Below are 26,462 nucleotides of genomic sequence, written 5' to 3'. Positions count from 1 at the left end.
GCATGAATGACACCGTGACCCAAGGCGCCGCGCAGCGCCGTGAACTGATCGCCTTCCGTATCGGGGACCAGGAGTTCTGCGTCGACATCATGTCGGTGCGGGAAATCCGCGGCTGGGCCCCGGCCACGCCCCTGCCCCGCACCCCGTCCTTCGTGAAGGGCGTGATCAACCTGCGCGGCGCCGTCCTGCCGATCATCGACCTGGGCGCGCGCCTGGGCCTGAAGACGTCCGAGCCGACCGCCCGCCACGTCATCATGGTGGTCCACATCGGCGACCGCACCATCGGCCTGCTGGTCGATGCGGTGTCCGACATCATCAACATGAGCGACGACCTCGTTCAGCCGACTCCGGACGTGGCCAGCGACCAGGTGAAGACCTTCGTGAAGGGTCTGTTCGCCCTGGACGGCCGGATGGTCAGCCTGATCGCGCTCGACCGCGTCCTGCCGGAAACCGAGGCCGAGGCCGCATGACGCAGTCCCCCGATCCCCGGCGCAGCGCGAAGGACGAGGGCCTCGTCGACGGCGAATTCCTGCTGACCGCCGAGGACTTCCGCAAGATCGCCCAGATCCTGCATTCGCATGCGGGGATCGCTCTGCACGAGGGCAAGGCGGCGCTCGTCTACTCGCGCCTGGCCAAGCGGCTGCGGACCCTGGGGCTGCGGAGCTTCCGAGAGTACTGCGCCCTGGTCGAGGACGCCGGGAGCCTCGACGAGCGGCAGGCCATGATGGCCGCGCTGACCACCAATGTGACGCGCTTCTTCCGTGAGCCGCATCACTTCGACCACCTGCGCGACCAGGTCATGCCCGAACTGGCCGCGCGGGCGCGCGCCGGGGGACGCGTGCGCCTCTGGTCGGCCGCCTGCTCCAACGGCCAGGAGCCCTATTCCATGGCCATCACGGTCCTGTCGGTGCTGCCCGAGGCGGCGAGCCTGGACGTGAAGATCCTGGCCACCGACATCGACCCCAACATGATCGCCGAAGGCCGCGCCGGCGCCTATCGCGAGGACGCGGTGTCGCCGATCCCGCTGGAGCTGCGCCGCCGCTGGTTCCAGAAGACGGCGGCCCACGACGGCCGCGTCTGGTCGGTCGCGCCGGAGCTGCGCGAACTTGTCTCCTTCCGTGAGCTGAACCTGATCGGCGACTGGCCGATGCGCGGGCGTTTCGACGCCATCTTCTGCCGGAACGTCGTCATCTATTTCGACGAGCCGACGCAGGAGCGCATCTGGAGCCGCTTCGTCCCGGCCATGAATCCGGGCGCGACCCTCTACATCGGCCACTCCGAACGGGTGACCGGTCCGGCCGTCGCGACCCTGGAGACCGCTGGCCTCACCACCTACCGCCTGAAGGCCGTCCGATGACCGTTCGCGTCCTCATCGTCGACGACTCCGCGACCATGCGGAGCCTGATCGCCGCGACCCTGCGCCAGGATCCCGAGATCGAGGTCCTGGGCTTCGCCAATGACCCCATCGAGGCGCGAGACGCGATCAAGCGCCTCAACCCCGACGTCATCACCCTTGACGTCGAGATGCCGCACATGAACGGCCTCGACTTCCTTGAGAAGATCATGCGGCTGCGGCCGATGCCGGTGGTCATGGTCTCGACCCTGACCCAGCAGGGCGCCGAGGTGACCCTGGCGGCCATGGAGCTCGGCGCCGTCGACTGCGTCGGCAAGCCGTCGGCCGGCCACACCGCCGCGGAGGCCTTCTCCGACCTGGCCGACAAGGTGAAGGCCGCCGCCCGGGCGCGCGTGCGGCCGTTCAGCGGGCACGTGACCCGGGTGGAGGAAACCCGCGCCTACAAGGCCGACGACGTCATCCTGGCGATCGGCTCGTCCACCGGCGGGGTCGAGGCCCTGATGACCATCCTGTCGGCCTTCCCCTCCACCTGCCCGCCGACGGTGATCACCCAGCACATGCCGGCGACCTTCACCAAGAGCTTCGCCGAGCGGCTCGATCGCGTCTCCGGCGCCAAGGTCGCCGAGGCCTGGGACGGCGCGCGGCTGGCGCCCGGCCACGTCTATCTGGCGCCCGGCGGCGAGGCCCACCTGGAGGTGACCGGCAGCACGACGCCGGTCTGCCGCCTTCGCCAGGACGGCCCGGTCAATGGCCATCGCCCATCGGTCGACGTGCTCTTCGAGTCCGTCGCCCGCCTCAACCGCCCGTCGGTGGGGGTCATCCTCACCGGCATGGGCCGCGACGGCGCCCAGGGCCTGCTGACCATGCGCCAGGCCGGCGCCCGGACGCTCGGCCAGGACGAGGCCAGTTGCGTCGTCTACGGAATGCCCCGCGCCGCCTTCGAAATCGGCGCGGTGGAAAAACAAGCGCCGCTGGCTCGCATGAGCGCGGCGATCCTGTCTGTCTGTGCGGCCGCCGAGCCGCAAAGGAGCGCCTGATGCCCGCCCCGGGATCCATCAAGACCTTGATTGCGGACGATCAGCAGTCGATGCGCTCGCTGATCCGCACCAGCCTGCACACGCTCGGCATCACCCAGACCCGCGAAGTGGCCGACGGCGAGGACGCCCTGCGCGCCCTGCTCGCCCAGCCGGCCAATCTGGTGATCACCGACTTCAACATGCCCAAGCTGGACGGCCTGGGCCTGCTGCGGGCGATCCGCGCCCACGGCCCCATCTCCAAGACGGCGGTCATCATGCTGACCGGCCGCGCCGACCGCGAGCTGGTGCAGCGGGCCGTGCAGTTCGGCGTCAACAACTACCTGGTCAAGCCCTTCACGACCCAGACTCTGAAGGAGAAGATCGAAGCGGTGTTCGGACCTCTCGGATGATCGTCGAGAACATCTCCCAGCGGCCGGGCCGCCGCGTGCATGTGGTCCAGGGTGAGCACTACGTCACGGACGATCCGGACGTGGTGCTGACCACCATCCTGGGCAGCTGCGTGGCGCTGTGCCTCTGGGACCCGGTCCGCGGCGCGGGCGGGATGAACCACTTCCTGCTGCCCGAGGGCAAGGCCGAGGGGGCCAATGAGGGCCGCCGCTACGGCGCCTTCGCCATGGAACTGCTGATCAACGACCTGCTGCGCCTGGGGGCGCGGCGCGAGCGGCTGCAGGGCAAGCTGTTCGGCGGCGCGCGCATGTTCAACGGCCTGTCCGACGTCGGCGCGGCCAACGCCGCCTTCGCCGAGCGCTTCATGCGCGACGAAGGCATCCCCGTGGTGGGCACCAGCCTCGGCGGGGTCGGCGCCCGGCGCATCCAGTTCTGGCCCACCACCGGCCGGGCCCAGCAGAAGACCGTCACCGACAACAGCGAACTGACCCGCCTGAAGGAAGTCCCCAAGCCCGTTCCGGCCCCGGTCGACGACGGCGCCGTGGAGCTCTTCTGATGCGCATGGCCCAGGTCGCCGCCCTCGCCCCCCCGGTGCTCGCCGCCCTCGCCGCGGAGACCGAGCACGCCGGCGGCCTGTGCGCGCGCCTGGAGGAACTTGTCAGCCGACTGACCACCAACGCCCAGGGCGAGGTGCGCGAACTGGCGCTCAGCGAAGCCCAGACGCTGGATGTCCTCACCCAGCATCTCGACAGCCTGACCAGCTTCATGCGCGGCCTGTCGGACCAGCTGACGCATGCGCGCAACGTGGACACCGACGCCCTTCTGGCCCAGGTGCCGCTGGGAGACCTGGCCTCCCGTCTCCGCGCGGTCTTGCACGACGCCACCCTGATCCCGCCTCCTCCGGACGCGGAATCGGGCGACCTCGACCTCTTCTAGGGCGCCGCCATGAGCCTGCACCCAGACGTCCGGATGAACCTGGCAAGGTCCACGGTCCTGCTCATCGACGACAACGAGCAGGCGCTGGAGGTTCTGAGCTCCATCTTCCGCGGCTTCGGCGTGCACAGGCAGGTGAAGTGCCGATCGGCCGCCGAGGCGCAGTCGATCCTGTCGCACCGCGAGATCGACCTGATCATCTGCGACACGGCCATGCCCGACATGGACGGCTACGACTTCGTGCGCTGGCTCCGCCGCGACGCGCCGGCCGAGGCCAACTTCCTGCCGATCATCATGCTGACCGGCCACGCCGCGCGTTCGACCGTCGAGAGCAGCCGCGACTGCGGCGCCAACTTCATCGTTTCCAAGCCCTTCACGCCGGAGGTCCTGCTGCAGCGGATCTACTGGGTGGCGAAGGACGAGCGGGCCATGGTCCGCAGCGATTCCTACGTCGGACCCGACCGGCGTTTCCGCAACATGGGCCCTCCTCTCGGGGTGAAGGGCCGACGCAAGGACGATCTCTCCGCCCACATCGGCGCGGCCAAGGATCCCAACATGGATCAGGACGAGATCGATATGCTGCTTAAGCCGCAAAGGGCCGCCCTATGAGCGACGCCGAAGTCTTCAAGGTGAAGAACCGCCTGGCCCAGCACGTGGTCGAGCCGGGCGGCATGACCGCCGGCATGGCCAACACGCGCGCCGCCCGCGAACTCGCGGCGCAACAGGGCAAGTCCTACGAGGCGATCGGCGAGACGCTGGAGACCCTGGAGTGGCTGTGCCAGGACAAGTCCGCGCCGATGGACTCCGTCTACGACCTTTCCACCAGCGTCCTCGATATCGCCGGCCTGTTCGACGACAAGCTGCTGTGCCGTGCGGCCTACAGCCTGTGCGAGCTGGCCGACAAGCTGCGGACCCAGGACCGCGAGGACTGGGCCTCGATCAAGGTCCACGTGGACGGCATGCGGCTGATCTGGAACACTGAGGAATCCGGACGCGAGGCGCTGAGCGCCATGGTCGACGGCCTCTGGGCGCTCACCGAGCGGCTGCAGATCGTCGAGCCCGACGCGCCCGAAGGCGAACAGCCCGCCGCCTGAGCCGCGGGCCGCCGCAGGCTCCATGCTGCGCAGCAAAGGCGCAGCATGGAGTGCGGTAAGACTTTGAAGTCTAAGGCGCTTCGTTCGAGAAGATGATGGTGCCGGAGGCGGCGAACATGCCGCCGACCCCATGGCAGACGCTGATCCTGGCGCCGTCCACCTGGGCCGGCGCTATGCCGCGCATCTGACGCACGCTCTCCTGCAGGGCGTACATGCCGTACATGCCCGAGTGCATGTAGGACAGGCCCCCGCCATTCGTGTTCAGCGGCAGCTTGCCGCCGATGGCGGTGTTGCGCTCGTTGATGAAGTCCTTGGCCTCGCCCGGCTTGCAGAAGCCCAGGTCCTCGAGGCCATAGAGCGGCAGGTGGGCGAAGGCGTCGTAGATCATCAGGTGGTCCACGTCGGCGTGCTTGACGCCCGCCTCGTCGAAGGCCTTCTTCCCCGAGACGCGGAAGGCCTTGGAGGTGGTGAAGTCCTCCATCTGGCTGACCATCGGCGTCTCGACGCTCTCGCCCGTGCCGAGCACATAGACAGGCTTCTGCGGGAAGTCCTTGGCCCGCTCGGCGCTGGTCAGGATCAGCGCGCCGCCGCCGTCGGTGACCAGGCAGCACATCAGCTTGCGGAACGGCCAGGCGATCATGTCCGAGTTCAGCACGTCGTCGACCGTGATCGGGTCGCGATAGGAGGCGCGCGGGTTCTTCGCCGCCCACTCCCGCTGGATCACCGCCACATTGGCCAGGTCCTGCTCGGTCACGCCGTAGGTCTTCATGTAGCGAAGCACGGGAATGGTGAACATGGTCGGCGGCGAGGTGACGCCGTAGGGCATCTCGAACTGGCCCATCAGGCTGGAGGCCGCGCGGCCGAAGCCGCCGACGCCGACCCGCGACCGGCCGGATTCGCCGTGGGTGATCAGCACCGTGGTGCACAGGCCCTCGTTGATGGCGGCCGCGGCATGGCGGACGTGCAGCATAAAGGAGCAGCCGCCGACGCTGGTGCCGTCGGCATAGGTCGGCGTGATCCCCAGATACTGGGCGAGCTCCACCGGCGAGATGCCGGCGCAGGCCACGCCGTCGATGTCCGTGGGCTTCAGCCCGGCGTCGGCCATGGCGTTCAGCGCCGCGTCGGCGTGCAGGCCGATCACGGACACGTCCGGGATCTTGCCCATCTTGGTGGTTTCAGCGGCCCCGACGACCGCGACAGTCTTCTGCTTCATGGTGTCGCCCCTTAGGCCTTCGCCGGTTGGAAGAACGGCAGCGTGATGGTGTCGCTCATCTTCTCGAAGACGACCTCCACCGGCATGTCGAGGACGAGCGCCTCGGGCGTCTGGGGGCAGTTGACGATATTGGTCATCATCTTCGGCCCTTCCTCGAGCTTCACCACGGCGATGGCGTAGGGCTCGGTCCCCATGTCGGGGCGCGGGCGGTGGTTAATGACGTAGGAGTGGAGCGTGCCGCGGCCGCTGGCCTTGAACACCTCGACATTGCGCGAGCCCGTCTTGGGGCAGAAGGGGCGCGGGGGGAAATAGGCTTCACCGGTCTCCTTGCAACGCTGGAGCAGCAGCTCCCCGTTGCGGGTCCCGTCCCAGAAATGCTGGGTCTCCGGAGTCGGCTCCGGCAACATGCGAGGCGGCATTACGTCTCCATCCCTCAATGAATGAATCTGATAAATCCCGGCGCTGACGGCCGGGCGGGCGCCAGAAAAGACGAGAGCGGGCCGCTTGTCGACCGGCTTAGCAGGGCGAGCCCGAGAGCTTCCGGCGTTCCGTCGACCTTGCGAGCTCATCCCAGACCCGCGCCTCCAGGTCGCGAGCAGCCTCGTCGCTCCGCCGCTCCACTTCGGCGTGGAGCGCGATGAGCGCCACCTTCAGCTCGGCGTTGGCGGCCTCCAGGTCGGAGATCCGCAGGCCGCCGTCGCCGCCTGCGGAGAGTTCCGAAAGCCAGCGGCGGCGGGCGCCGTCCTCCGACAGGGCCGCCCCGTCGGCCAGCAGGGCGCGCAGGGCGGCGTTCTCGCGCACGAGAATGTCCGCCGCGCCGTCCCACATCTCGGCGGCGAGCCCGAGCAGCAGGGCCGCCAGGCCCAGCTGGCCCGCGCGCGCGGCCGGCGCCACATCGGGCGCGGCGTTGCGCATAGAGAGGCCGGCCAGGTCGGCCAGCACCTGGGGAGCAGAGGGTTTCATAGACGTCCCATCACTTTCAGCGCCGCCCGGTCCTGGGCGTTGATCAGGGCCCAGGCGGGATAGACCAGGATCGGATCGCGGTTGGCGCCGTCCATCCACGCCCTGGCGCTGGAGACCCAGATGGCCTGGCCCTTCACGCAGGCGAACAGCTCCCACCACTTCAGCGCCTGGGGCTCGGCCCGCAGGCCGGACGCGGCTTCCCAGGCGGCGATCGCCGCCTCGCGCGGCAGGAGGCCGCCCGGCTTGCCCTGGCCGAAGGACCAGACGGGATTGAAGCTCCAGCCCAGATCCTCCAGCGGATCGCCGAGGTGGCACATTTCCCAGTCGAGGATGCCGTGGATGCCGCCGGCCGCGTCGTACAGGAAGTTCCCGGTGCGGTAGTCGCCATGCACCACGCCGACCTTCTGGGCCGGCGGCGGCGGGTTGGCGCGCAACCACCGGATGGCGGCGCGGATGATGGGCAGGGGCTCGGTCTCGTCGGAATCGAGCACGCCCTCCCAGTGGTCGAGTTCGCGCGACCAGCAGGCGTCCGGCGCCACCGCCGGCAGGACGTCGGCCAGGCCGATCCTGGCCGGGTCGGCCTTGGCGATCTCCCCCAGGATGGTCCACTTCCGCCGGCCCAGCTCTGGCAGGGTGTCGAGATAGGGCGGGGCGAACAGGGCGCCCGTACCCGCCTGGAAGCCGGCGATCTCCTCGGCCACGAAGAAGGGGCTCCCGAGGGCCTCGTCGCCCTCTTCCAGCCACAGCATCTCGGGCACCGGCACGGCCGAACCGCGAAAGGCGCGATAGGCTTCGAACTCCACGCGGCGTTCGGTGTCGATCAGGCTGTCGGCCGGATCTCGCCGCAGGATGAAGCCGCGGGAACGCCGCCGGCCCTCGCCGTCGGTCCAGGCGCAGGTGAAGCGCCAGGTCTGGCGCGAGGCGCCGCCGGTGATGCGGTTCATGTCGGAGACGGCGACGTCGCGCGCCTCCGGCATGCGGCCGGCGATATAGGCCGCCAGCCGCGGGGTGAGCTCGGCCTCGTCCATCAGGCCATCGAGAACCGGATGGGCAGGGTCTTGGGCCCGTTGACGAACACCGCCTGGGACATGGCCGGCTCGCCGGCCAGCTCCAGGGACTGAAGGCGCGGGATCAGCTCCTCCCAGAGGATCCGCATCTCCATCTTGGCCAGGTGCTGGCCCAGGCACAGGTGGGCGCCGTAGCCGAAGGCCAGGTGCCTGTTCGGCTTGCGGTCGACGCGGAAGGCCTGCGGGTCGTCGAAGACCTCCTCGTCGCGGTTGCCCGAGGCGTAGCAGAGCATCAGCCAGTCGCCCTTATCGAGCCGGCGCCCGCCCATCTCGGTGGCCTCGGCGGCCGTGCGCATGAAGGTCTTCACCGGCGTCGTCCAGCGGATGGACTCGTCCACCAGGCCGGGGATGAGCGAGGGATCGGCCTTCAGCTTGGCCAGTTCGCCGGGGTTCTCCGCCAGCCCCCAGATGGCGCCGCCCGTCGAGGAGGAGGTGGTGTCGTGCCCCGCCGTGGCGACGATGATGTAGTAGCTCATCGCCTCGAACTCCGAGATCGGCTGGCCGTCGATCTGGCTGTTGGCGATGACGCTGGCCAGATCGTCGCCCGGATGGGCGCGGCGGTCGGCCGACAGCTTGCGGAAGTACTCGAAGAAGTCGGTGATGACGCCGGGCGTCAGCTTGCCGGCGGGATCGGGCTCTTCCTTGCGCGCCAGTTCGGGGTCGGCGGCGCCGAACAGCTCCTGGGTCAGCATCAGCATGCGCGGCTCGTCTTCCGGCGGCACGCCCATGATCTCCATGATCACCCGCAGGGGGTAGTGCAGCGCCACCTCGCGGACGAAGTCGCACTTGCCGCCGGTCGCAGCCATCTGCTCGACCGACGCCCTGGCCACGCCGCGGATGCGCTCCTCCATCTTCCGCAGGTTCTGGGGCATGAACCAGGCCTGGGTCAGGGTGCGGTACTTCATGTGGTCGGGCTCATCCATGTGGATGAGGGTCCGCAGCAGGTGCGGGCTTCCGCCGGTCATTTCGCGGATGCGCTTGTCGGTCTCCGCATTGACGATGGTCGGCGACTTGTCGCCGTTCAGGAAGAGGGCGTTCTGCCGGCTGATCTCCAGGATGTCGGCATGCTTGGTGGCCACCCAGAAGGGCTCGAACCCCTCCGGATAGGCGCGGCCGAACGGGTTGTTCGCCCTCAACCAGGCATAGGTTTCATGGATGCGTCCGTCGGCATACGCCTTGGGATCGACCAGAGTTTGCGCATGCTCATCTGGGATGCGCGCAGCGTCCTCAGTCATGGTCCTCTTCCCGGGCCCGCTTGACGCGACGGAATGCTGACCCTGCGGCAGCCATTTCCTTACGCGACGGCAGCGGACGCCGCCTCCCTTGTCTTGTTATCTTGGTTCACTTGATACTGCGGCCGAGCGCGGCGTCGCAATACCGACAATCGAGCGCCCTAGAACTAATGAGCCATCCGGAGGACGCCCATGCTGACCAAGGCCGACGACTTTCCCATCCATCAGACGCCGGAGCCGGTGGCCTATGCGGGGACGGACCGGAACTTCTACGACCGCTACTTCTTCAACGGCTACAGCCCCGACGGCGCGACCTATTTCGCCGTGGCGTTCGGCGTCTATCCGCACCTGAACGTGGCCGACGCCCATTTCGCCGTGATCCGCGACGGGATCGAACACTGCCTGCACGCCTCGAAGATCCTGTATTCGGAGCGCCTGGACCTGACCGTCGGTCCCATCACCATCGAGGTGGTCGAGCCGCTCCAGGTGCTGAAGGTGAAGGTGAACGGCGAGGGGCTCGAAGCCGAGATCACCTTCACCGGTCGCGCCTTCCCCATCGAGGAGCCGCGCTTCATCCGGCGCATGGGGCCGCGGGCCTTCATGGACTATACGCGCCTGACCCAGAACGTCCGCTGCGAAGGCTGGATCGCCGTCGACGGCGACCGGCGCGACCTGCCGGCCGGCAGCGTCGGCACGCGGGACCGCTCCTGGGGCGTGCGGCCCGTCGGCGCGCCCGACCCGCAGCCGCCAGTCCCGCTCGACCCCGCGCTCATGGGCTTCTTCTGGCAGTGGACGCCGCTGAACTTCGAGCGCGAGAGCGTCTTCTTCCACGTCAACGCCGACCCGCAGGGGACGCCCTGGAACACGCGCGCCGTCGTGCTGCCCGACGGCGCGGCCCAGGGCGAGGGCCATGTGACCGAGGCCGCCCGAATGACGGCGGTCGAGCTTGCGCCCGGAACCCGCCACGCCAAGGGCGGCGTGCTCGAACTGCCCCTGCCCGAGGGTGTCGCGAGGATCCGCTTCGAGCCGATCCTCACCTTCCTGATGCGCGGCATCGGCTATTCCGGGGCCTGGCGGCACGGGGCCTACAAGGGCGAGTTGGTCGTCGAGCGCGAGGCCATCGATCTCGCCGCCGCCGACATGGCCGCGCCCGAGAACGTCCACATCCAGGCCCTGTCGAAGGTGACCATGGCCCGTCCGGACGGCGCCGAGCAGACGGGGACGGGGATCTTCGAGCAGCTCATCGCCGGCCCCTACAAGCCTTACGGCCTGGGCTGAAGACACGCGCGCCGGGGCCGGAAACCTGTCAGGATGGCCGCCCTGAGGGGCAGATCGGGGAGACGGCCATGGCGAACATCTTCCAGCGCATGTTCGGGGGCGCGGCGGCCGCGCCGCAGCCGGCGGCGCCGGCGGCGCCGGCGGGCGTCGCACGCCGCTGGACCTCGCCCGACGGGCTGTCGCTGTTTTCCCGCGACTATGCCGGCGCCGAGGGGGAAGCCCGCCTGCCGGTCGTCTGCCTGCACGGTCTGACGCGCAATTCGAAGGATTTCGAGGGTCTGGCGCCGGCGATCGCCGCCGCCGGCCGCCGGGTCCTGGCGCTGGACATGCGCGGCCGGGGCCAGTCGGCGCGCGACCCGAACGTCAGCAACTACAATCCGGCCGTCTATGCCGGCGACGTGGCCGCCCTGCTGGGCGCGGCGGGCATCTCCCGCGCCATCTTCGTCGGCACCTCCATGGGCGGCATCATCACCATGACGCTGTCGACCCTGCGGCCGGACCTGATCGCCGGCGCCGTGCTGAACGACATCGGGGCCGAGATCGCCGCCGAAGGCCTGACGCGGATCGCCGGCTATGTGGGCAAGGTGGAACCGGCGGCGACCTGGACCGAGGCCGCCATGCGCGCCCGGGCCGTCAACGGCGAGGCCCTGCCCCGCCTGAGCGACGCCGAATGGATCACCTTCGCCCGCCGGACCTGGCGGGAGGAGGCGCCCGGCCGGCTGATGCCCGACTACGACCCGGCCATCGCCGAGGCCTTCAGCCCCCTGCCCCCCGGCCAGTCGCAGCCCTCGGCCGATCTGTGGCCGCTCTTCACCGCGCTCTCGGTGGCTCGTCCGCTGCTGCTCATCCGCGGCGCGACCTCGGACCTGCTCAAATCCGCCACGGCCGACCGGATGCAGGCCGCCGCCCCGCAGATGCGTCGGCTGGAGGTGGCCGAGACCGGCCATGCGCCAACCCTGGACGAGCCGGAATCCCGCAAGGCGATTCTCGACTTCCTGACCGACGCGCCCTGAACCGGTTGGCGAGCGGGGTTGCGCAGAGGGCGCGCCGGTTGGCACAATCGCGGAATTGAACGTCTTTCCGCGCGCCGCTTTGACGGCCGCGCCCATTTTGAAAGTTTGAGACTTTGACGATTTTGGCTCAGGCGGCGAACAGCGAGCCGTCGGCGAACGCCTTCGCCTCCGTACAGACCCTGATCGAGGGCCTCGCCGGCGTCGGCTATATCGCCTCCCGGCGCATCGCCACGGCCCTCTACATGGCCGTGAACCTGCAGAAGCCCATCCTGGTCGAGGGCGTCGCCGGCGTCGGCAAGACGGAGCTGGCGCTGTCCACCGCCAAGCTGCTCGACCTGCCGCTGATCCGCATGCAGTGCTACGAGGGCCTCGACGAGTCCAAGGCGCTGTACGAGTGGAAATACGGCAAGCAGCTCCTCTACACCCAGATCCTCAAGGACCGCATGGGCGCCGAACTGGCCGACGCCCAGGGCATGGACGAGGCCATGGAGCGCCTGCACGGCATGGGCGACATGTTCTTCTCCGAGCCCTTCCTCGAGCCCCGGCCGCTGATGAAGGCCCTGCGCGAGGACGACGGCTGCGTCCTGCTGATCGACGAGATCGACAAGTCGGACGAGGCCTTCGAAGCCTTCCTGCTCGAAGTGCTGTCGGCCTACCAGGCCTCGGTGCCGGAGCTGGGCGTGATCAAGGCCAAGACGCCGCCCATCGTCTTCCTGACGTCGAACAATGTCCGCGACCTGGGCGACGCCCTGAAACGCCGCTGCCTGCACCTGCACATACCGCTGCCGGAGGCGAGCCTGGAGCGCCAGATCGTGGCCAGCCGTGTGCCCGACATCGAAGCGCGCCTGAACCACCAGCTGGTCGGCTTCGTCCACGCCCTGCGCGAACTGGATTTGCGCAAGTCGCCCTCCATCTCCGAGACGGTGGACTGGGCCCGGGCGCTGATCCTGATGCACGCCGACAGCCTGGAGCCGGCCCTGGTGCGCGACACGCTGAACGTGATCCTGAAGTTCGAGCAGGACATCCAGGCCGTCGAGCCGCAGGTGAGCGAGCTTCTGCGCACCGCCGAGGCCAGCGCCTGACGTAAGGGGCCGACGCCCATGCAACATCAGATGGAAGACTTCATCCGCGCGCTCCGGGCCGCGGATGTCGGCGTCTCCCCGGCCGAGGCCATCGACGCCCACGAAGCCGTGGCGCGCGTGGGCTACGCCGACCGCGAGCTGCTGAAGGACGCGCTGTGCGCGACGCTCGCCAAGAGCGAAGAGGAGGTGGCGCGGTTCGACCGCGCCTTCGACAACTTCTTCGCTCGCTCGGCCTTCGACATGGGCGAGCCGCCGCCGCAGCAGGGCCAGGACTCCGAGCCTGAGGCCAAGCTGGAGGACGTCTCCGAGGAGGCCGCCGGCTCGCAGATCGCCCAGATGATCCTGCAGGGCGACGCCAACGGCCTCGCCCAGGCCATCGAGAAGGCGGGCCAGGAGGCGCAGGTCTCCGAAATCCGCCTGTCCACACAGAAGAGCCGCCTGACGCGGCGCCTGCTGGACGAGCTGGGAATCACCGAGATCGAGAAGATCATCGCCCAGGCGCGCAAGCTGGAAGACCCCGGCGGCGAAGGCCTGGCCAAACGGCTGGAGGCCGGCAAGCGGGCGCTGACGGCCGAGGCCCAGCGCTATGTCCAGCGCCAGCACGATCTCTACGCCGCCGAGAGCGGCCGCCAGCTGCGCGAAGAGCTCCTGGCCCGCAAGGCGCTGAACGCCGAGGGCGGCATCGATCCGGTCGACCTGCAGATGATGCAGGCGGTGGTCCGCAAGATGGCCAAGCGTCTGGCCGACCGCTATTCCCGCCGCCGCAACCGGGCCAGGAAGGGCCACCTGGACGTCCGCCGCACCCTGCGCCAGTCGATGGCCTATGGCGGCGTGCCGTTCAACGTCGTCTGGAAGACCGAGCGCGTCGACAAGCCCAAGATCGTCGCCATCTGCGACGTCTCCAAGTCGGTGGCCGCCGCGGCCCAGTTCCTGCTGACCTTCCTCTACAGCCTGAACGAGGTGGTCGACCGCCTGGACGCCTTCGCCTTCTCGGGACGGATGATTCCGGTCAACCAGATCCTGGACGAGCACGGCGTCGACAAGGCGATCCTGGAGGTGCTCAAGCGCATCGGCTTCCAGCAGACCGACTACGGCAAGGCGCTGGAGGACTTCGCCGCGAACCATCTCGACAGCCTGGACCGCCACACCACGGTGATCTTCCTGGGCGACGCGCGCTCCAACTACGCCGACCCGCGCCTGGACATCATGCGCACCATTCACGAGCGGTCCCGCTCGGTCATCTGGCTCAATCCAGAGCCGGAGAGCTACTGGAGCCAGGGCGACAGCGTCATGACCCGCTACCTGCCCTTCTGCCACCTGGCCAAGACCTGCAACACGCTCGACCAGCTCGAACGCATCATCGAAGACGTCCTGCGCCAGTACGTGCCGCACTGACGCGCGTTCCGAAAAGCGGGAATCGGTTGTCGGAACGCGCGTCCTGAAGCTCCTAAACCGTCGGCAGGGTCCCGCCGTCGATGACGAACTCGGCCCCGTGGATGGCGGCGGCCCGGTCGGAAGCGAGGAAGGCGATCAGCTCGGCCACCTCCCCCGGCTCGGCGAAGCGGCCGAGCGGGACGCCGCCGAGCGCCGCCAGCAGGTCCTTCATCGCCTCGGCCTCGCCGCGGCCTGACTGCTCCGCCAGCCGCCGCACCAGCCGCTTCGTCCCGTCGGTGTTGATGCCGCCGGGCGAGACGAGATTGACCCGCACGCCCTTGGGCCCGACCTCGTTGGCGAGCGCCTTGCTGTAGGTGGTCAGCGCCGCCTTGGCCGCGGCATAGGCGATCGTGGCGTCGTAGAGCGGCATGCGGCTCTGAATCGAGCCGGTATGAACCACGACGCCATGGCCCTGGGCGATCAGGTGCGGAACCAGGGCGCGGTCGAGCCGCACCGCCGTCATCAGATTCAGGTCGATCTCGCTCGCCCACTCGGCGTCGTCCAGAGCGGCGAAACCGCCGGCCGGGGCCTTGGAGCCGCCGACCACGTGGATCACGGCGTCGACGCCGCCGAGGCGGTCGAGCGCGGCGTCCACAAACGCTGCGACACCCGGCGCGGTGGTGAGGTCCGCCTGCACGTAGGCCTCAGGCGGGAGCCCCTCCACGGCATCCGACCGCCCGGCTGTCACCACGCGGGCGCCGGCGGCCGAAAGCCTGCGGAAGACGGCGTGACCGGCGCCGGCGCCGCCGCCCGTCAGCACGACCCGCCGCCCCTCGAACTCCAGACCCGGCGCGCCGCTCACGGCCGGATCTCCAGGCGCGAGATGCCGTCCGGCGAGAGGTGGAAGCGGAAGGTCAGCTCGACCGGACTGCCGGGAAAGTCGCCCGACACCGAGGCGCGGACGAGGTGCGCCCCGTCCTCCAAGTCGGCGGAGAGAACGGCCGGACGGGCCTTCACCGCAACGGCCGCCTGGGCGATCCAGTCGGCGATCTCGGCCGTCCCCTTGTGCGTGCGGCCTTCGTCGACCACCACCGCATCGGGGGCGAAGGGCGAAAGCGCGCCCTGCGCGTCCAGTTCGGCGCTGGCCTTCGGATAGCGGGCGACGGGTTCGGGAAGCGCATTCATGGTTCAATCTCCATCCGGTCGGGCCGCCGTGCGGCCTTGTTCTCCGGCAGAGGTGCGTTCAGGCTTTCCGCATGACAAGAACCGACGAAAAAGTGGGGAACCCACAAAAAAGTAAGCGCCCGGACTACACGCCCGCGGGCGGGGCGCGGAGCGTGCAGAACGCCCTGCGCATCCTTGAGGGCCGCTGGAAGCTGGTCATCCTGTTCCAGCTGTTCGGCGGACAGCGGCGGCGCTTCTCCGAGCTGGAGAAGGCGATCCCGGGCGTCTCGCAGAAGATGTTGATCCAGCAGCTGCGCCAGCTGGAGGCCGACGGCGTCGTCGCCCGCATCGTCCACCACGAGGTCCCGCCCCGCGTGGAATACCACCTCACCGACTGGGGCCAGACCCTCTGCCCCGCCCTGGACGCCCTGCTCGTCTGGGCCGAAGCCGCCCCGCCCGAGGTCAGGGAATGGCTGGTGGAGCCGGCCGGCGAGCGCTGATGCTCAACAGCCGCCGTTGATCAGGCTTGCGGCCAGCGTTGAGTGACGTAGATGCGGCGGTCGGGCGCGCCGGTCCTCAGGTAGGCGTCGGCGACCTGGATTTCCTCCCGGGCGCGGTCGAGCGCCGCGGTGATGGGGTCGGCGGGCCCAGGCGGGTAGTTTGAGAGCTCGGCCAGCCGCTTCCAGGTGAAGCGCTTCCAGACCGGCAGAGGCTCCTTCCGCGGCGCGCCCACAAAACCCAGTTCGCCGCGACTGTCGCCGTCCTGCGCGTCGGCGCTCTCAAAGTGGACGCGGATGTAGGTCTCGCGTCCGCTGGCGTACTCGAACCAGATCGTCTGTCGATGGTCGCCAAGCTCGCGGGTGATAACGCCAGCGTCCGCCATCTTCGGCACGGGCGGCGCGCTCCAGCCGAGGTCCTCAAGTAAGGGGATCAGCTCGATCCGCATCCTCTGGAGCAACGCGCCGCCACCATTGGCAGGCCGCGCAGCGCCGCGGCGGACAAGGCGTCGCCAAGCCAACCCCGACGTCTCGCCAGGACGATAGCCGCATAGACTCTCCGACAGGGCGAGCACAGCCTCGAACGGCGTGGCGCAATCCTCGGGCAGCGGCGGCGGCGCACCGGAACGTTCAGAAATGCCCGTCGACGCCCCCGAGGCCAGCGACCACAGCATTCGGCCGGCCTCGTAGCGCTGCAGACGGCTGTAACCGACCGATTCGACGACCTGGCCGCCCAAGCCCTCGCCGCAGGCTTCGGACGCAGGCCCGATGTTGGGGAGAATGGCGGGGTCATCGTGGGGGCCCACCAGGACGAGCCACCCGGAGGGCAGCGTGGCCAGCACCAGTCCCTCGCCGACCTCCTGGCTCACCTCGCCGGCCAACTCGAGATCCAGACGATCGAGAAGCGCCTTCCGCCTCCCCGCCCGCACCGCCAGCCAGTCCAGCCTCACGCCCATTTCGCCCGTCCGCTGCAGCCTATGCGCGGCGAGAACGTATAGAGAACGACGCCTGCTTCACCAAGCGTCGATCCACGGCAGTTTCTTGCCCGTCCTCGGCGGGACCGGCGGCAGCGACTTCAGCCCCGCGACGATCCAGCGGCGGGTGTCGGCGGGGTCGATGACGTCGTCGAGTTCGGGGGTTGTGGCCCGGGCCAGGGCCTTGCCGCGGGCGTAGGCGGCGGCGACCATTTCGTCGAACCTCGCCTTGCGGGCGGCCGGGTCCTCGATGGCGGCCAGTTCGTTGCGGTAGCCGAGCTTGACCGAGCCCTCCAGGCCCATGCCGCCGAACTCGCCCGTGGGCCAGGCGACGCAGAACATGGCCGCCTGATAGGAGCCGCCGGTCATGGCGATGGCCCCCAGGCCGTAGCTCTTGCGCAGGATGACCGAGAAGATCGGCACGGTCAGGTTGGCGCCGATGACGAAGAGGCGCGAGCAGTGGCGGATGAGGCCGGTCTTCTCCGCCTCCGGCCCCACCATATTGCCCGGCGTGTCCGACAGGGAGACGATGGGGATGTCGAAGGCCTCGCAGACCTGCATGAAGCGGGCGGCCTTGTCGGAGGCCTCGGAATCGATGGCCCCGCCCAGGTGCTGGGGATTGTTGGCGATGATCCCCACCGGCCGGCCCTCGATCCGCCCGAAGGCGGTGACCATGGCGAGGCCAAAGCGGGGGCGAAGCTCCAGAACCGAGCCCTCGTCGCACAGGGTCTCGATCAGGGCCCGGACGTCATAGACCCGCAGGCGGTTCTCCGGGATAGCCCGACGCAGGAGCCGCTGGTCGGCGCAGGTCCAGTCGGCGACCGGGCCCTGGAAGTAGGAGAGGTACTGTTTGGCTGCGGCGACGGCGGCGGCCTCGTCCTCCACCAGCACGTCGATGACGCCGTTCCTCTGCATGACGTCGAGGGGACCGATCTCCTCGGGCCGGAAGACGCCGAGGCCGCCGCCCTCCACCATGGCCGGCCCGCCCATGCCGAGCGCCGTGTCCTTCGTGGCGATGATCACGTCGCAGCAGCCGAGGATGGCGGCGTTGCCGGCGAAGCAGCGGCCGGAGACGACGCCCACCAGCGGCACGGCGCCCGACAGACGGCCCCAGAACTCGAAGCCGCGGATGAAGCCGCCGCCCTCGGTGTCGCCGGGCCGCCCGCCGCCGCCCTCGGTGAAGAAGACCGTCGGCAGCTTCCAGCGCAGGGCGAGTTCGGCCATGCGGTCGAGCTTCTCGTGATTGTGGGCGCCCTGGGTGCCGGCCAGCACGGTGTAGTCGTAGGACAGCACCGCGCAGCGGGCGCGCTCCTCGCCGAAGCGCTCGCCGTTCACCTGGCCCAGGCCCATGACGAGGCCGTCGGCCGGCGTCTGGGCGATCAGTTCGTCCATGGTGTTTCGGCGGCGGCGGGCCGCCACCACCAGGGATCCGTACTCGGTGAAGGAGCCGGGATCGCACAGGTCGTCGATATTCTCCCGCGCCGTGCGCTGTCCGGTCTTGCGCCGCCGCGCCACCGCCTCTGGCCTTGCGGCGTCGCGGGTGCGGGCCTGCCGGTCCAGCACCTCGGCGAGGTCGGGCCGGACCGCGTCGAGGTCGACGGCCTCGGCCGCCTCGCCCGCGCCCGCCAGCCCCTCGACCGGCTCGATGAAGGCGAGCGGGTGGCCCTCGAAGACGGTCTCGCCCTCGGCGACCGTGATCTCGCGCACCACGCCGGACGTCTCGGCGGCGATCACGTGCTCCATCTTCATGGCTTCCATGACGAGCAGCCCCTCGCCCCGGCGCACCGTCTGACCGACGCTGGCCGAGAGGCTGATCACCGTCCCCTGCAAGGGCGCACGCAGGGCCTCCGTACCGGCGGGACCGTCGGCGGGCGCCGGCCGTTCCGCCGACGCCGCGGGCTCGACCTTGCCGTGGGCGAGGACGGCGAGGGGATCGCTGGAATCCACGGCGGCGCCGGCCCGGCGCGGACCGCCCGTCTCCTGGAAATAGAGCTGCGGATGCTCGCCGCCGAGGAGGTCGCCGAGATGCTCCTCGACAAAGCGCGTATGGATCTCTCCGTCGCGGACCGCCGGGTGGGCGAGCAGGCTCTGGAGGACGCCGATATTGGTCGCAGCGCCGGCGATGCGGAACTCCGACAGGGCGCGATAGGCCTTGGATGCGGCGGCCGGCAGATCGCCGGCCTGCACGATCACCTTGGCCAGCAGCGAGTCGTAGCGCGGATTGGTGAGGTAGCCGGCATAGCCGTAGCCGTCGACCCGCACGCCGGGTCCCGAGGGCGGATCACAGGCCGACAACGTCCCGCCCGAGGGCCGCACCTGGCCGTCGGGCGTCAGGCTCTCCAGGTTCACCCGCGCCTGGATGGCGCAGCCGCGCGGCGGCGGGACCCTGTCCTGCGTCAGGCCAAGCTCGGCCAGGCCGCGCCCCTGCGCTAACTCAATCTGTAGGCGGACGAGATCGAGGCCGAGGACCTCCTCGGTCACCGTGTGCTCGACCTGCAGCCGGGCGTTGGCCTCGATGAAGACGGCGGTTTCGCCCTCGACCAGGAACTCGATGGTGCCGAGCCCGCGATAGCCGGCGGCGCGGCCGAGCGCGACGGCGGCGGCGAAGAGGCGCTCGCGGACCGCCTGCGGGATCATGGCGGCGGGCGCGATCTCCACCACCTTCTGCCGGGCGCGCTGCAGGCTGCATTCGCGGTCGTACAGGTGGACGATCTCGGTCCCGTCGCCGGCGATCTGCACCTCCACATGGCGCGCGCGCGGCAGAAACTGCTCCACATAGAGACGGGGATCGCCGAAGGCCGCCTGGGCCTCCGAGGCGCAGCGTTCGAAGGCCGCCGCCAGGTCCTCGGCCGAGGCGGCCGGACGCATGCCGCGCCCGCCGCCGCCGGCCAGAGCCTTGACCATGACGCAGGCGCCCTCGCCCAGAGCGGCGAGGAAGGCGGTCGCCTCGTCCAGAGAGGTTTCGCCGTCCGTGCCCGGCAGGACAGGCGCGCCGGCCTGCCGGGCCAGAGCCCGGGCGCGGGCCTTGTCGCCGAAGAGGGCCAGCGTCTCCGGCGAAGGCCCGATGAAGGTGAGGCCGGCCTCGGCGCAGGCGCGGGCGAAGTCGGGGTTTTCGCTCACGAAGCCGTAGCCCGGATGCACGGCGTCGCAGCCGGCGTCCTTGGCGGCCTGAACCAGGGCGGCGATGTCGAGATAGGCGGCCGGCCCCTGCCCCGGCAGGAGCACGGCCGCATCGGCCCGGCGCACGTGCAGCGACTGGGCGTCATCGGCCGGATGGACGGCGACGGCGGCCAGCCCCATCTCCGCCGCCGTCCGGGCGATGCGGATGGCGATCTCGCCGCGGTTGGCGATCAGGATGCGACGCATGGTCTCGCCGCCGCTCAGCTGGCGGCGAGCTGGGTCGGGTCGAGGGGCAGCTTGCGGATCCGCTTGCCGGTGGCCGCGAAGATGGCGTTGGCCACGGCCGGGACCACCGGCGGCAGGGCGGGTTCGCCCAGGCCCGTGGGCGGATTGTCGCTCTTGATGAAGTGGGTCTCGATCACCGGCGCCGCATCGATGCGCAACAGGGGGAAGGTGTCGAAATTGCCCTGCTCGACCGCGCCGCCCGCGATGGTGATCTGGCCGGACATTTCCGAAATCCCGTCGATCACCGAGCCCTCGATCTGGTTGAGCGCGCCCAGCGGATTGATGATCTGGCGGCCCACATCGGCGGCGACCCAGACCTTCTCCACCCGCACGGCTCCGTCGGCGCCGACCGCCACCTCGGCGACCTCGGCGAAATAGCCGAGATGGCTGTAGTGGAAGGCCACGCCCTTGCCGCGGCGCGGCTCCGACGGCTTCTGGTCCCAGCCGGACTTCTCCGCCACCAGACGCAGGACGGCGGCCATGCGGCCGGCGTCGTAGCCGCCACGGCCGGGCTCGCCCACCAGGCCCCGGTCGCCCAGGAGCTGCAGGCGGAAGGCCACGGGGTCGGCCCCGGCGGCATGGGCCAGTTCGTCGATGAAGGACTGCACCACGAAGGCGATGGCGTTGCTGCCCGGCGCCCGAAGCGGCCCCGTGGGCACGCCCAGCGGCATCATCGAGACGTCGAGCCGGTAGTTGTCGACGAACCGCGCCGGGAACTCGGTCGGGGCCATGCCGGCGCTGCGGGCGGTCTCCTCGCCCTGGCCGAAGGTGACAAAATGGTCGGCCCAGGCGGCGATCTTGCCGTCGGCGCTCACCCCGCCCCGCAGGAAGTGGAAGCCGGCCGGGCGGTAGAAGTCGTGGCGCATGTCGTCTTCGCGCGTCCAGACGAGCTTCACCGGCGCGCCGGTGCGGTGCGCGATGGCCGCGGCCTCGACCATGTAGTCGTTCATCAGCCGGCGGCCGAAGCCGCCGCCGATGCGCGTCATGTGGACAATGACGTCCTCGGGCTTCAGGCCCAGCGTCTTGGCCACGATCTGACGGCCGGGCTCGGGCAGCTGGGTCGGCGCCCAGATCTCCATCTTGCCATCGTGGAAGTGGGCCGTGCAGTTCTGCGGCTCGAGCGTCGCATGGCTGAGGAAGGGGTAGAAGTACTCCGCCTCCACCGTCTTGGCGGACGCGGCCAGACCTGCGGCCACGTCGCCGTCCTGGCGCAGCGTCTTTCCGGGCGCGCCGCCCGCCAACGCCTGGGCGCGGGCGGCGTAGCCGGCGCTGGACTGAGACGCGGTCGGATGGTCGGCCCACTTCACCTTCAGGGCCTCGCGGCCCTTGCGCGCCTGCCACCAGGAGTCTGCGACCACCGCCACCCCGGGGGCGAGGCCGTCGAACTCCTCGCCGCCCTCCAGCACGAAGGCGTCGCGCACGCCCTTCACCGCCTTGGCCGCCGCCAGGTCGGCGCTGGCCACCCTGGCGCCGAAGACCGGGGCCTTCTCATAGGTCGCATAGAGCATGCCCGGCAGACGCATATCGATGCCGAACAGGGGCTGGCCGGTGACGATGGCGTCGACGTCCACCTGCGGGGTGGGCTTGCCGATGATGCGGTACTGGGAAGCGTCCTTCAGCGGCACGCTGTCGAGCGCAGGCGCAGGCATGGTCGCGGCCTTGGCGGCCAGCGAACCGTAGTCGGCCCGGCGGCCGGAGGCGGCGTGGACCACCACGCCCGGTTCGGTGGAGAGCTCGTCCGCCGGCGCGCCCCAGTCGGCGGCCGCGGCGGAAATCAGCATGGCGCGCCCGGCCGCGCCCACCTGGCGCAGCTGGTCCCAGTGCAGGGGGGTGGCCATGCTGCCGCCGGCGAACTGGCGGCCATAGGCCTCCGGATCGTTGTCGGCCTGGACCGTGCGCACGCGCGCCCAGTCCACGTCCAGCTCCTCGGCGATCAGCATCGGCAGGGAGGTCTTGATGCCCTGGCCGATCTCGGGGTTCTTGGAGACGATGGTCACCCAGCCGTCCGGCGCGATCTGGACGAAGGCGTTGAGCTTGCCGGCCTCCTGGGCCGCAGCGTTCCTGCCGGCCAGGCTGAAGGCCAGGACGAGACCGCCGGCGCCGCCGCCGGCCAGGATCGCACGCCGCGAGGGGGTGAAGGTGGGAATGAGGCCCATGGTTCAGACCTCCTGGCCCGAGGCGCGCTTGATGGCGGCGCGGATGCGGACATAGGTGGCGCAGCGGCAGAGGTTGCCGGCCATGGCCGCGTCGATGTCGGCGTCGGTGGGCTTCGGATTCGCCGTGAGCAGCGCCGTGGCCGACATGATCTGGCCCGGCTGGCAGTAGCCGCACTGGGCCACGTCGAGCTCGCGCCAGGCCTGCTGGACGCGGGCGCCCGGCTCCAGCGCCGCCGCGCCCTCGATGGTGGTGATCTGGACCCCGCCGACCGCCTCGACCGGGGTCACGCAGGCGCGGATCGGCGCGCCGTCCGCATGGACGGTGCAGGCGCCGCATTGGGCGATGCCGCAGCCATACTTGGTCCCCACGAGGCCCAGCGTATCGCGCAGCACCCAGAGCAGCGGGGTGTCCGCCTCCACGTCGGCCTCATAGGCCCGGCCATTGACGTTGAGCTGGTAGGCCATGCCCCGTCCCCTGTTGTCGTTTCCTCGTCGGAAAGAGTACGGGCGCGGAAGCGGCGGTGTAAACGGCCGTTAGAGCGCCGGCAGCTCCACCACGGAATCGGGCAGCTCGTTGGGGTTGTCCGTCGCGTCGGCCGGGAAGCGGCGGGCGAGGATGTCGCCCACCATTTCGACGGCCTTGGCGAGGCCATCGGCCGGCCGCCCGGCGCGGGCCTCGGCCACCAGGGCGGCGACGGCGGCGTCCCACTCGGCCTGCTCGACGACCGCCGAGATTCCCTCGTCCGCCAGGATCTCGGCGGCGTGCTCGGCCAGAGAGACGAAGACCAGCACGCCGGTCCGCTCCCGCGTCTGGTGCAGGTTCTTGGCCAGGAACAGCTCCTCGGCGCGGCGTCGGGCGCGGTCCTGCTTGACGCTGCGCGGCGTCATGAAGCGGCGGAAGGGCGTGATCGAGCCGATCGCCGCCACCGCGACGAACAGGCCCGCCTGGAGCACCAGCGCCATGGTCAGGGCGCCGCGCACCGCCTGTTCGGCCGCCGCCCCGGCCTGGGCCGCGGTCCAGGGGACGAAGGCGTCAGGGACGGAGACCTCGACCCCGGCCAGCAGCAGGATGGCGGGCGCGGCCAGGGCGGCGAGGCCCGCCCAGATGAAGGGGGTTTCGCGATAGTCGGAGGATTCCTCGGCGATCACGCAATAGAGCTCGCCGGTGGTGCGCCGCTCGGCCGCGCGGACGGCGGCCTTCACCTTGGCGCGATCTTCGTCGTTCAACATCTCACCAGCTCCCCGAGGATCCGCCGCCGCCGAAGGAGCCGCCCCCGCCGGAGAAGCCTCCACCGCCGAAGGAGCCGCCTCCGAAGCCGCCGCCTCCGCCGCGATGACGATGGCCGCCGCTGGAGATCAGCAGCGGCAGGAGCCACCAGAGGCCGCCCCGCCGGCGCCGGCCCCGGCCGAAAGCGCCCATGAAGCCGCCGATGATCCAGAAGACGATGAACAGGACGAAGATGATCGGCACGGCGACGCCGCCGTCGTCGTGACTCGCCTGCCGCTCGGCGGCCTGGGCGGCGAGGGCGCGCGCCTCCTCCTCCGGCAGGCCGAGCTGGCGGATGATGGCCTCGGTCCCGGCGACGACGCCCGCCTCCATCCGCCCCTCGCGGAATTCGGGCAGGACGATGCGCTGCAGGATGGTGGACGACAGGGCGTCGGTCAGGATCGGCTCCAGGCCGTAGCCGACCTCGATCCGCACCTTCCGCTGGTTGGGCGCGACGATGAAGAGGGCGCCGGAGTCGGTTTCAGCCTGGCCGATGCCCCAGGCGCGGCCGAGCTGATAGCCATAGTCCTCGATCTCATAGCCCTGCAGGTCCGCAAGCGTGACCACGACCAGCTGGCGGCCGGTCTGGGCCTCCAGGGCGGCGAGCTCGCCGGTGAGCTGCGTCTCGGCCTGGGGCGAGAGGATGTCGGCCCCGTCGACGACGCGGCCGGTCAGCTCGGGAAAGGTCGGCGCCGCCAGGGCCGCCGGGGCCCCGGCGAAGGCCAGAACCACCGAAAGCGCCAGCCCGCGGACGGCGCGGGCCAGAAGCGTCATTGGGCCGGCGCGGGCTCAGGCGCGGGCTGAGCGGCCGGTGCAGGCGCAGGCTGGGCGGCCGGCGCCGCGGGCTGGTCGAAGGACACGGTCGGCGCGGTCTGGGCCGCGGGCGAGGCCTCGAAGGTCTGCATGGGCTCGGCCCAGCCGTGCACGGTGTTGGCCCAGATCGCCCCCGGGAAGGTGCGGATCTCGGTGTTGTAGTCGCGGACGGCCTCGTTGTAGTCGCGCCGGGCGATGGCGATGCGGTTCTCCGTGCCTTCCAGCTGGCTCTGCAGGGCCAGGAAGTTCTGATTCGAGCGCAGCTCGGGATAGCGCTCCTGGATCATCATCAGGCGGCCCAGCACGCCGGTGAGCTGGTCCTGGGCCTGGGCGAAGCGCTGGAACTGCTCGGGATCGGTGATGGTGGAGGCGTCCACCTGCACCTGGGTCGCCGAGGCGCGGGCCTCGGTGACGGCGGTCAGCACCTCCTGTTCCTGGTCGGCGTAACCCTGAACGGTGGCCACCAGGTTGGGGATCAGGTCGGACCGGCGCTGATACTGGTTCTGCACCTCGGCCCAGGCCGCCTTGGCCTGCTCGTCCTTGGTCGGAATGGTGTTGATCCCGCAGCCGGCGAGCGCCAGCGGCAGGAGGACCAGCGCGGCGGCGCGGGCGAGACGGGCGGCGAGACTTTTCAAGGCGGGCGCTCCGAGTTCGAACCTGAAAGGCGCAGTTTCGCGGGGGAATGTGGGCTGCGCCTTGAGCGGGCGCAATGCCGGACCTTGCCTTTCCCTCAGGCGCGGCCTCTCCTTCACGTCCAGGGAGTGAAAATGGCCGAGGTCAAACCCTATTATTCGCCCGGCGGTCTGTCGGCGCCCTTCTACGACCTGACCACGGCGCTCGACCCGGACCTCTCCGGGGACGTCGACATCTATGCGCGCCTCGCGCCCGAGGGCGGCCGCGTTCTGGAGCTCGGCGCCGGCACGGGCCGCGTCTGCCTGGCCCTGGCCGAGCGCGGCTTCACGGTGGTCGGCCTCGACCTCTCGCCCCTCATGCTCGCCCAGGCCGAGGCGCGGCGCCAGGCGGCGCCGCCGGAGATCGCCGCGCGGGTGACCCTCGTGCGGGGCGACATGGCCGCCCTGTCGGTTCCAGGGCCGTTCGATGCGATCGTCTGCCCCTATTTCGGCCTCGCCCACCTGCCGGCGGGCGCCGCCTGGAAGAACGTCTTCGGGGGCGTGGCGGCGCGGCTGGCGCCCGGCGGCCGGGCCGCCTTCCACCTCCCCCGGGCCGACAGGCTGGCCGCGGCCCCGGCGCCGCCGCCCGATCGGCCCGTGCTGCGCGCGCCCTTCAACGACCAGGGTCAGGAACTGCTGGTCTTCGTCCACGACCGGCGCGCGCGGCCGGAGATCGGCCGTTTCGACCAGGTGCTCGACTATCAGGTCCGCGACGCCCAGGGACGGGTGCAGGCGTCCTCGCGCGAGCGCCTGACCTACTACGCCGCCGATCCGGCGCCCTTCGCCCGTTCCGCGGGCCTGGAGCCGGACGGCGATCTCATCGCCCTGGGCCAGGTGGGCGACGTCCACGTGTTCCGGCGCCCCTGAGCGTCAGGCGGCGAGCTCGGCCTCGACCTGATCCAGCCGGTCCTTGCCGAAGAACATCTCCGCGCCGACGAAGAAGGTGGGCGCGCCGAACGCCCCGCGGGCGGCGGCGGCCTCGGTGGCGGCCATCAGCTCGGCCTTCACCGCCGGGTCCTGGGTCGCCTCCAGAAGGACGCGGGAATCCAGACCCGCAGCGTCCAGAACCTGGGCGACCACCGCCGGGTCGTCCATCTTCAGCCCCTGCTCCCACATGGCGGCGAGGACGGCCTCCCGATAGGCCTCGGCCACGCCCGCGCGCCCGGCCGCCACGAGGCCGCGCTGGATCAGCAGGGTGTTCACCGGGAAGTGCGGATTCATGCGGAAGGCGGACAGGCCGTGCCGCGCCACGAACCGCTGCGTCTCCAGGTTCTCATAGGCCAGCTTGCCCTTCACCCCGGCGAAGGCCTCCACCGGCGAGCGGTTGTCGGTCAGTTTGAACAGCCCGCCCAGCAGGATGGGCGTCACCTGCAGCGAGGCGCCCGTGCGCCGCAGGATCGGCGGCAAGGCCTTCCAGGCCAGATAGACATTGGGACTGCCGAAATCGAAGAGGAATTCCAGGGTCTTGGCCACGGCCGACCTCCTTTC

Annotated in this window: 29 protein-coding genes; 14 read left to right on the top strand and 15 right to left on the bottom strand. The window is 70.3% G+C overall.

The annotated features are described in order from the left end of the window. Positions 1-2 precede the first annotated feature (2 nt). Genes H2041_RS11140 through H2041_RS11105 form a run of 8 tightly spaced genes read left to right on the top strand, consistent with a single transcriptional unit; the run spans position 3 to position 4,805 of the window. Positions 3-470, top strand: a complete 468-nt coding sequence (locus H2041_RS11140) for a chemotaxis protein CheW (protein ID WP_293412628.1) — start codon at positions 3-5, stop codon at positions 468-470. Further along, complete coding sequence (locus H2041_RS11135) at positions 467-1,357, top strand: protein-glutamate O-methyltransferase CheR (protein WP_293412626.1); 891 nt, start codon at positions 467-469, stop codon at positions 1,355-1,357. The genes H2041_RS11140 and H2041_RS11135 overlap by 4 nt, the downstream gene beginning before the upstream one ends. Further along, positions 1,354-2,391 (top strand): chemotaxis response regulator protein-glutamate methylesterase, encoded by a 1,038-nt coding sequence (locus H2041_RS11130; protein ID WP_293412624.1) that lies wholly within the window; start codon positions 1,354-1,356, stop codon positions 2,389-2,391. The genes H2041_RS11135 and H2041_RS11130 overlap by 4 nt, the downstream gene beginning before the upstream one ends. Beyond that, on the top strand, positions 2,391-2,780 hold the full coding sequence (locus H2041_RS11125) for a response regulator (RefSeq protein ID WP_293412622.1): 390 nt from the start codon (positions 2,391-2,393) through the stop codon (positions 2,778-2,780). Before H2041_RS11130 ends, H2041_RS11125 begins: the two co-directional genes overlap by 1 nt. After that, positions 2,777-3,334 carry a chemotaxis protein CheD gene (locus H2041_RS11120; protein WP_293412620.1) on the top strand — a complete coding sequence of 186 codons (558 nt, stop codon included), beginning with the start codon at positions 2,777-2,779 and terminating at the stop codon, positions 3,332-3,334. Before H2041_RS11125 ends, H2041_RS11120 begins: the two co-directional genes overlap by 4 nt. Beyond that, positions 3,334-3,714, top strand: coding sequence for a hypothetical protein (locus tag H2041_RS11115; protein ID WP_293412618.1), 381 nt, complete (start codon positions 3,334-3,336; stop codon positions 3,712-3,714). Before H2041_RS11120 ends, H2041_RS11115 begins: the two co-directional genes overlap by 1 nt. Positions 3,715-3,723: 9 nt before the next feature. Next, complete coding sequence (locus H2041_RS11110; RefSeq protein ID WP_293412616.1) at positions 3,724-4,320, top strand: response regulator; 597 nt, start codon at positions 3,724-3,726, stop codon at positions 4,318-4,320. Beyond that, on the top strand, positions 4,317-4,805 hold the full coding sequence (locus H2041_RS11105) for a hypothetical protein (protein WP_293412614.1): 489 nt from the start codon (positions 4,317-4,319) through the stop codon (positions 4,803-4,805). The genes H2041_RS11110 and H2041_RS11105 overlap by 4 nt, the downstream gene beginning before the upstream one ends. A 70-nt stretch (positions 4,806-4,875) precedes the next feature. Here the strand turns inward: H2041_RS11105 and H2041_RS11100 are convergent, their stop codons facing one another. From H2041_RS11100 to H2041_RS11080, 5 genes are all read right to left on the bottom strand, one after another. Continuing rightward, positions 4,876-6,018: a hypothetical protein gene (locus H2041_RS11100; RefSeq protein WP_293412612.1), complete on the bottom strand. Its 1,143-nt coding sequence runs from the start codon at positions 6,016-6,018 to the stop codon at positions 4,876-4,878. Between the two features lie 11 nt (positions 6,019-6,029). Continuing rightward, on the bottom strand, positions 6,030-6,437 hold the full coding sequence (locus tag H2041_RS11095) for a Zn-ribbon domain-containing OB-fold protein (RefSeq protein WP_293412610.1): 408 nt from the start codon (positions 6,435-6,437) through the stop codon (positions 6,030-6,032). Positions 6,438-6,534: 97 nt separating this feature from the next. Beyond that, positions 6,535-6,981 carry a hypothetical protein gene (locus H2041_RS11090; RefSeq protein WP_293412608.1) on the bottom strand — a complete coding sequence of 149 codons (447 nt, stop codon included), beginning with the start codon at positions 6,979-6,981 and terminating at the stop codon, positions 6,535-6,537. Next, positions 6,978-8,009, bottom strand: a complete 1,032-nt coding sequence (locus H2041_RS11085) for a phosphotransferase family protein (protein ID WP_293412606.1) — start codon at positions 8,007-8,009, stop codon at positions 6,978-6,980. Before H2041_RS11085 ends, H2041_RS11090 begins: the two co-directional genes overlap by 4 nt. Further along, complete coding sequence (locus H2041_RS11080; RefSeq protein WP_293412604.1) at positions 8,009-9,283, bottom strand: cytochrome P450; 1,275 nt, start codon at positions 9,281-9,283, stop codon at positions 8,009-8,011. Before H2041_RS11080 ends, H2041_RS11085 begins: the two co-directional genes overlap by 1 nt. A gap of 189 nt (positions 9,284-9,472) precedes the next feature. On the opposite strand from H2041_RS11080, the gene H2041_RS11075 reads away from it, so the two are divergent. The 4 genes from H2041_RS11075 (at position 9,473) to H2041_RS11060 (ending at position 14,048) form a co-directional block, all read left to right on the top strand. Then, a complete protein-coding gene (locus H2041_RS11075; protein ID WP_293412602.1) occupies positions 9,473-10,558 on the top strand; it encodes a hypothetical protein in 1,086 nt (361 codons plus the stop codon). 68 nt (positions 10,559-10,626) lie between these two features. Beyond that, entirely contained in the window at positions 10,627-11,571 is a 945-nt protein-coding gene (locus H2041_RS11070) for an alpha/beta hydrolase (protein WP_293412600.1), read from the top strand. Positions 11,572-11,684: 113 nt separating this feature from the next. Further along, on the top strand, positions 11,685-12,653 hold the full coding sequence (locus H2041_RS11065) for a MoxR family ATPase (RefSeq protein ID WP_293412598.1): 969 nt from the start codon (positions 11,685-11,687) through the stop codon (positions 12,651-12,653). Positions 12,654-12,671: 18 nt separating this feature from the next. Then, entirely contained in the window at positions 12,672-14,048 is a 1,377-nt protein-coding gene (locus H2041_RS11060) for a VWA domain-containing protein (RefSeq protein ID WP_293412596.1), read from the top strand. 52 nt (positions 14,049-14,100) lie between these two features. Here H2041_RS11060 and H2041_RS11055 read toward each other — a convergent pair whose 3' ends face one another. Further along, positions 14,101-14,889, bottom strand: a complete 789-nt coding sequence (locus H2041_RS11055) for an SDR family oxidoreductase (RefSeq protein ID WP_293412594.1) — start codon at positions 14,887-14,889, stop codon at positions 14,101-14,103. Then, a complete protein-coding gene (locus H2041_RS11050; RefSeq protein WP_293412592.1) occupies positions 14,886-15,212 on the bottom strand; it encodes a nuclear transport factor 2 family protein in 327 nt (108 codons plus the stop codon). The genes H2041_RS11055 and H2041_RS11050 overlap by 4 nt, the downstream gene beginning before the upstream one ends. Before the next feature lie 71 nt (positions 15,213-15,283). On the opposite strand from H2041_RS11050, the gene H2041_RS11045 reads away from it, so the two are divergent. Next, positions 15,284-15,691 carry a helix-turn-helix domain-containing protein gene (locus H2041_RS11045; RefSeq protein WP_293412590.1) on the top strand — a complete coding sequence of 136 codons (408 nt, stop codon included), beginning with the start codon at positions 15,284-15,286 and terminating at the stop codon, positions 15,689-15,691. Between the two features lie 20 nt (positions 15,692-15,711). Here the strand turns inward: H2041_RS11045 and H2041_RS11040 are convergent, their stop codons facing one another. From H2041_RS11040 to H2041_RS11010, 7 genes are all read right to left on the bottom strand, one after another. Next, positions 15,712-16,644 carry a hypothetical protein gene (locus H2041_RS11040; protein ID WP_293412588.1) on the bottom strand — a complete coding sequence of 311 codons (933 nt, stop codon included), beginning with the start codon at positions 16,642-16,644 and terminating at the stop codon, positions 15,712-15,714. 57 nt (positions 16,645-16,701) lie between these two features. Beyond that, complete coding sequence (locus H2041_RS11035) at positions 16,702-20,028, bottom strand: carboxyl transferase domain-containing protein (RefSeq protein WP_293412586.1); 3,327 nt, start codon at positions 20,026-20,028, stop codon at positions 16,702-16,704. Positions 20,029-20,042: 14 nt separating this feature from the next. Further along, positions 20,043-22,223: a xanthine dehydrogenase family protein molybdopterin-binding subunit gene (locus H2041_RS11030; protein WP_293412584.1), complete on the bottom strand. Its 2,181-nt coding sequence runs from the start codon at positions 22,221-22,223 to the stop codon at positions 20,043-20,045. A 3-nt stretch (positions 22,224-22,226) separates the two neighbouring features. Continuing rightward, positions 22,227-22,688 carry a (2Fe-2S)-binding protein gene (locus H2041_RS11025; RefSeq protein WP_293412582.1) on the bottom strand — a complete coding sequence of 154 codons (462 nt, stop codon included), beginning with the start codon at positions 22,686-22,688 and terminating at the stop codon, positions 22,227-22,229. A gap of 69 nt (positions 22,689-22,757) precedes the next feature. Continuing rightward, positions 22,758-23,453: a TPM domain-containing protein gene (locus H2041_RS11020; protein WP_293412580.1), complete on the bottom strand. Its 696-nt coding sequence runs from the start codon at positions 23,451-23,453 to the stop codon at positions 22,758-22,760. A gap of 1 nt (position 23,454) precedes the next feature. Further along, a complete protein-coding gene (locus H2041_RS11015; protein ID WP_293412578.1) occupies positions 23,455-24,264 on the bottom strand; it encodes a YgcG family protein in 810 nt (269 codons plus the stop codon). Further along, entirely contained in the window at positions 24,261-24,938 is a 678-nt protein-coding gene (locus H2041_RS11010) for a LemA family protein (RefSeq protein WP_293412576.1), read from the bottom strand. The genes H2041_RS11015 and H2041_RS11010 overlap by 4 nt, the downstream gene beginning before the upstream one ends. A 132-nt stretch (positions 24,939-25,070) precedes the next feature. On the opposite strand from H2041_RS11010, the gene H2041_RS11005 reads away from it, so the two are divergent. Next, positions 25,071-25,841 carry a bifunctional 2-polyprenyl-6-hydroxyphenol methylase/3-demethylubiquinol 3-O-methyltransferase UbiG gene (locus H2041_RS11005; RefSeq protein ID WP_293412574.1) on the top strand — a complete coding sequence of 257 codons (771 nt, stop codon included), beginning with the start codon at positions 25,071-25,073 and terminating at the stop codon, positions 25,839-25,841. A gap of 3 nt (positions 25,842-25,844) precedes the next feature. Here the strand turns inward: H2041_RS11005 and H2041_RS11000 are convergent, their stop codons facing one another. Then, positions 25,845-26,447, bottom strand: coding sequence for a 2-hydroxychromene-2-carboxylate isomerase (locus H2041_RS11000; RefSeq protein WP_293412572.1), 603 nt, complete (start codon positions 26,445-26,447; stop codon positions 25,845-25,847). Positions 26,448-26,462: the final 15 nt, after the last annotated feature.

The organism is Phenylobacterium sp. (assembly GCF_013911965.1).
Lineage (GTDB): Bacteria > Pseudomonadota > Alphaproteobacteria > Caulobacterales > Caulobacteraceae > Phenylobacterium.
The sequence above is the reverse complement of the archived record's forward strand: the minus strand, read 5'-3'. Positions and strand labels throughout refer to the sequence as shown.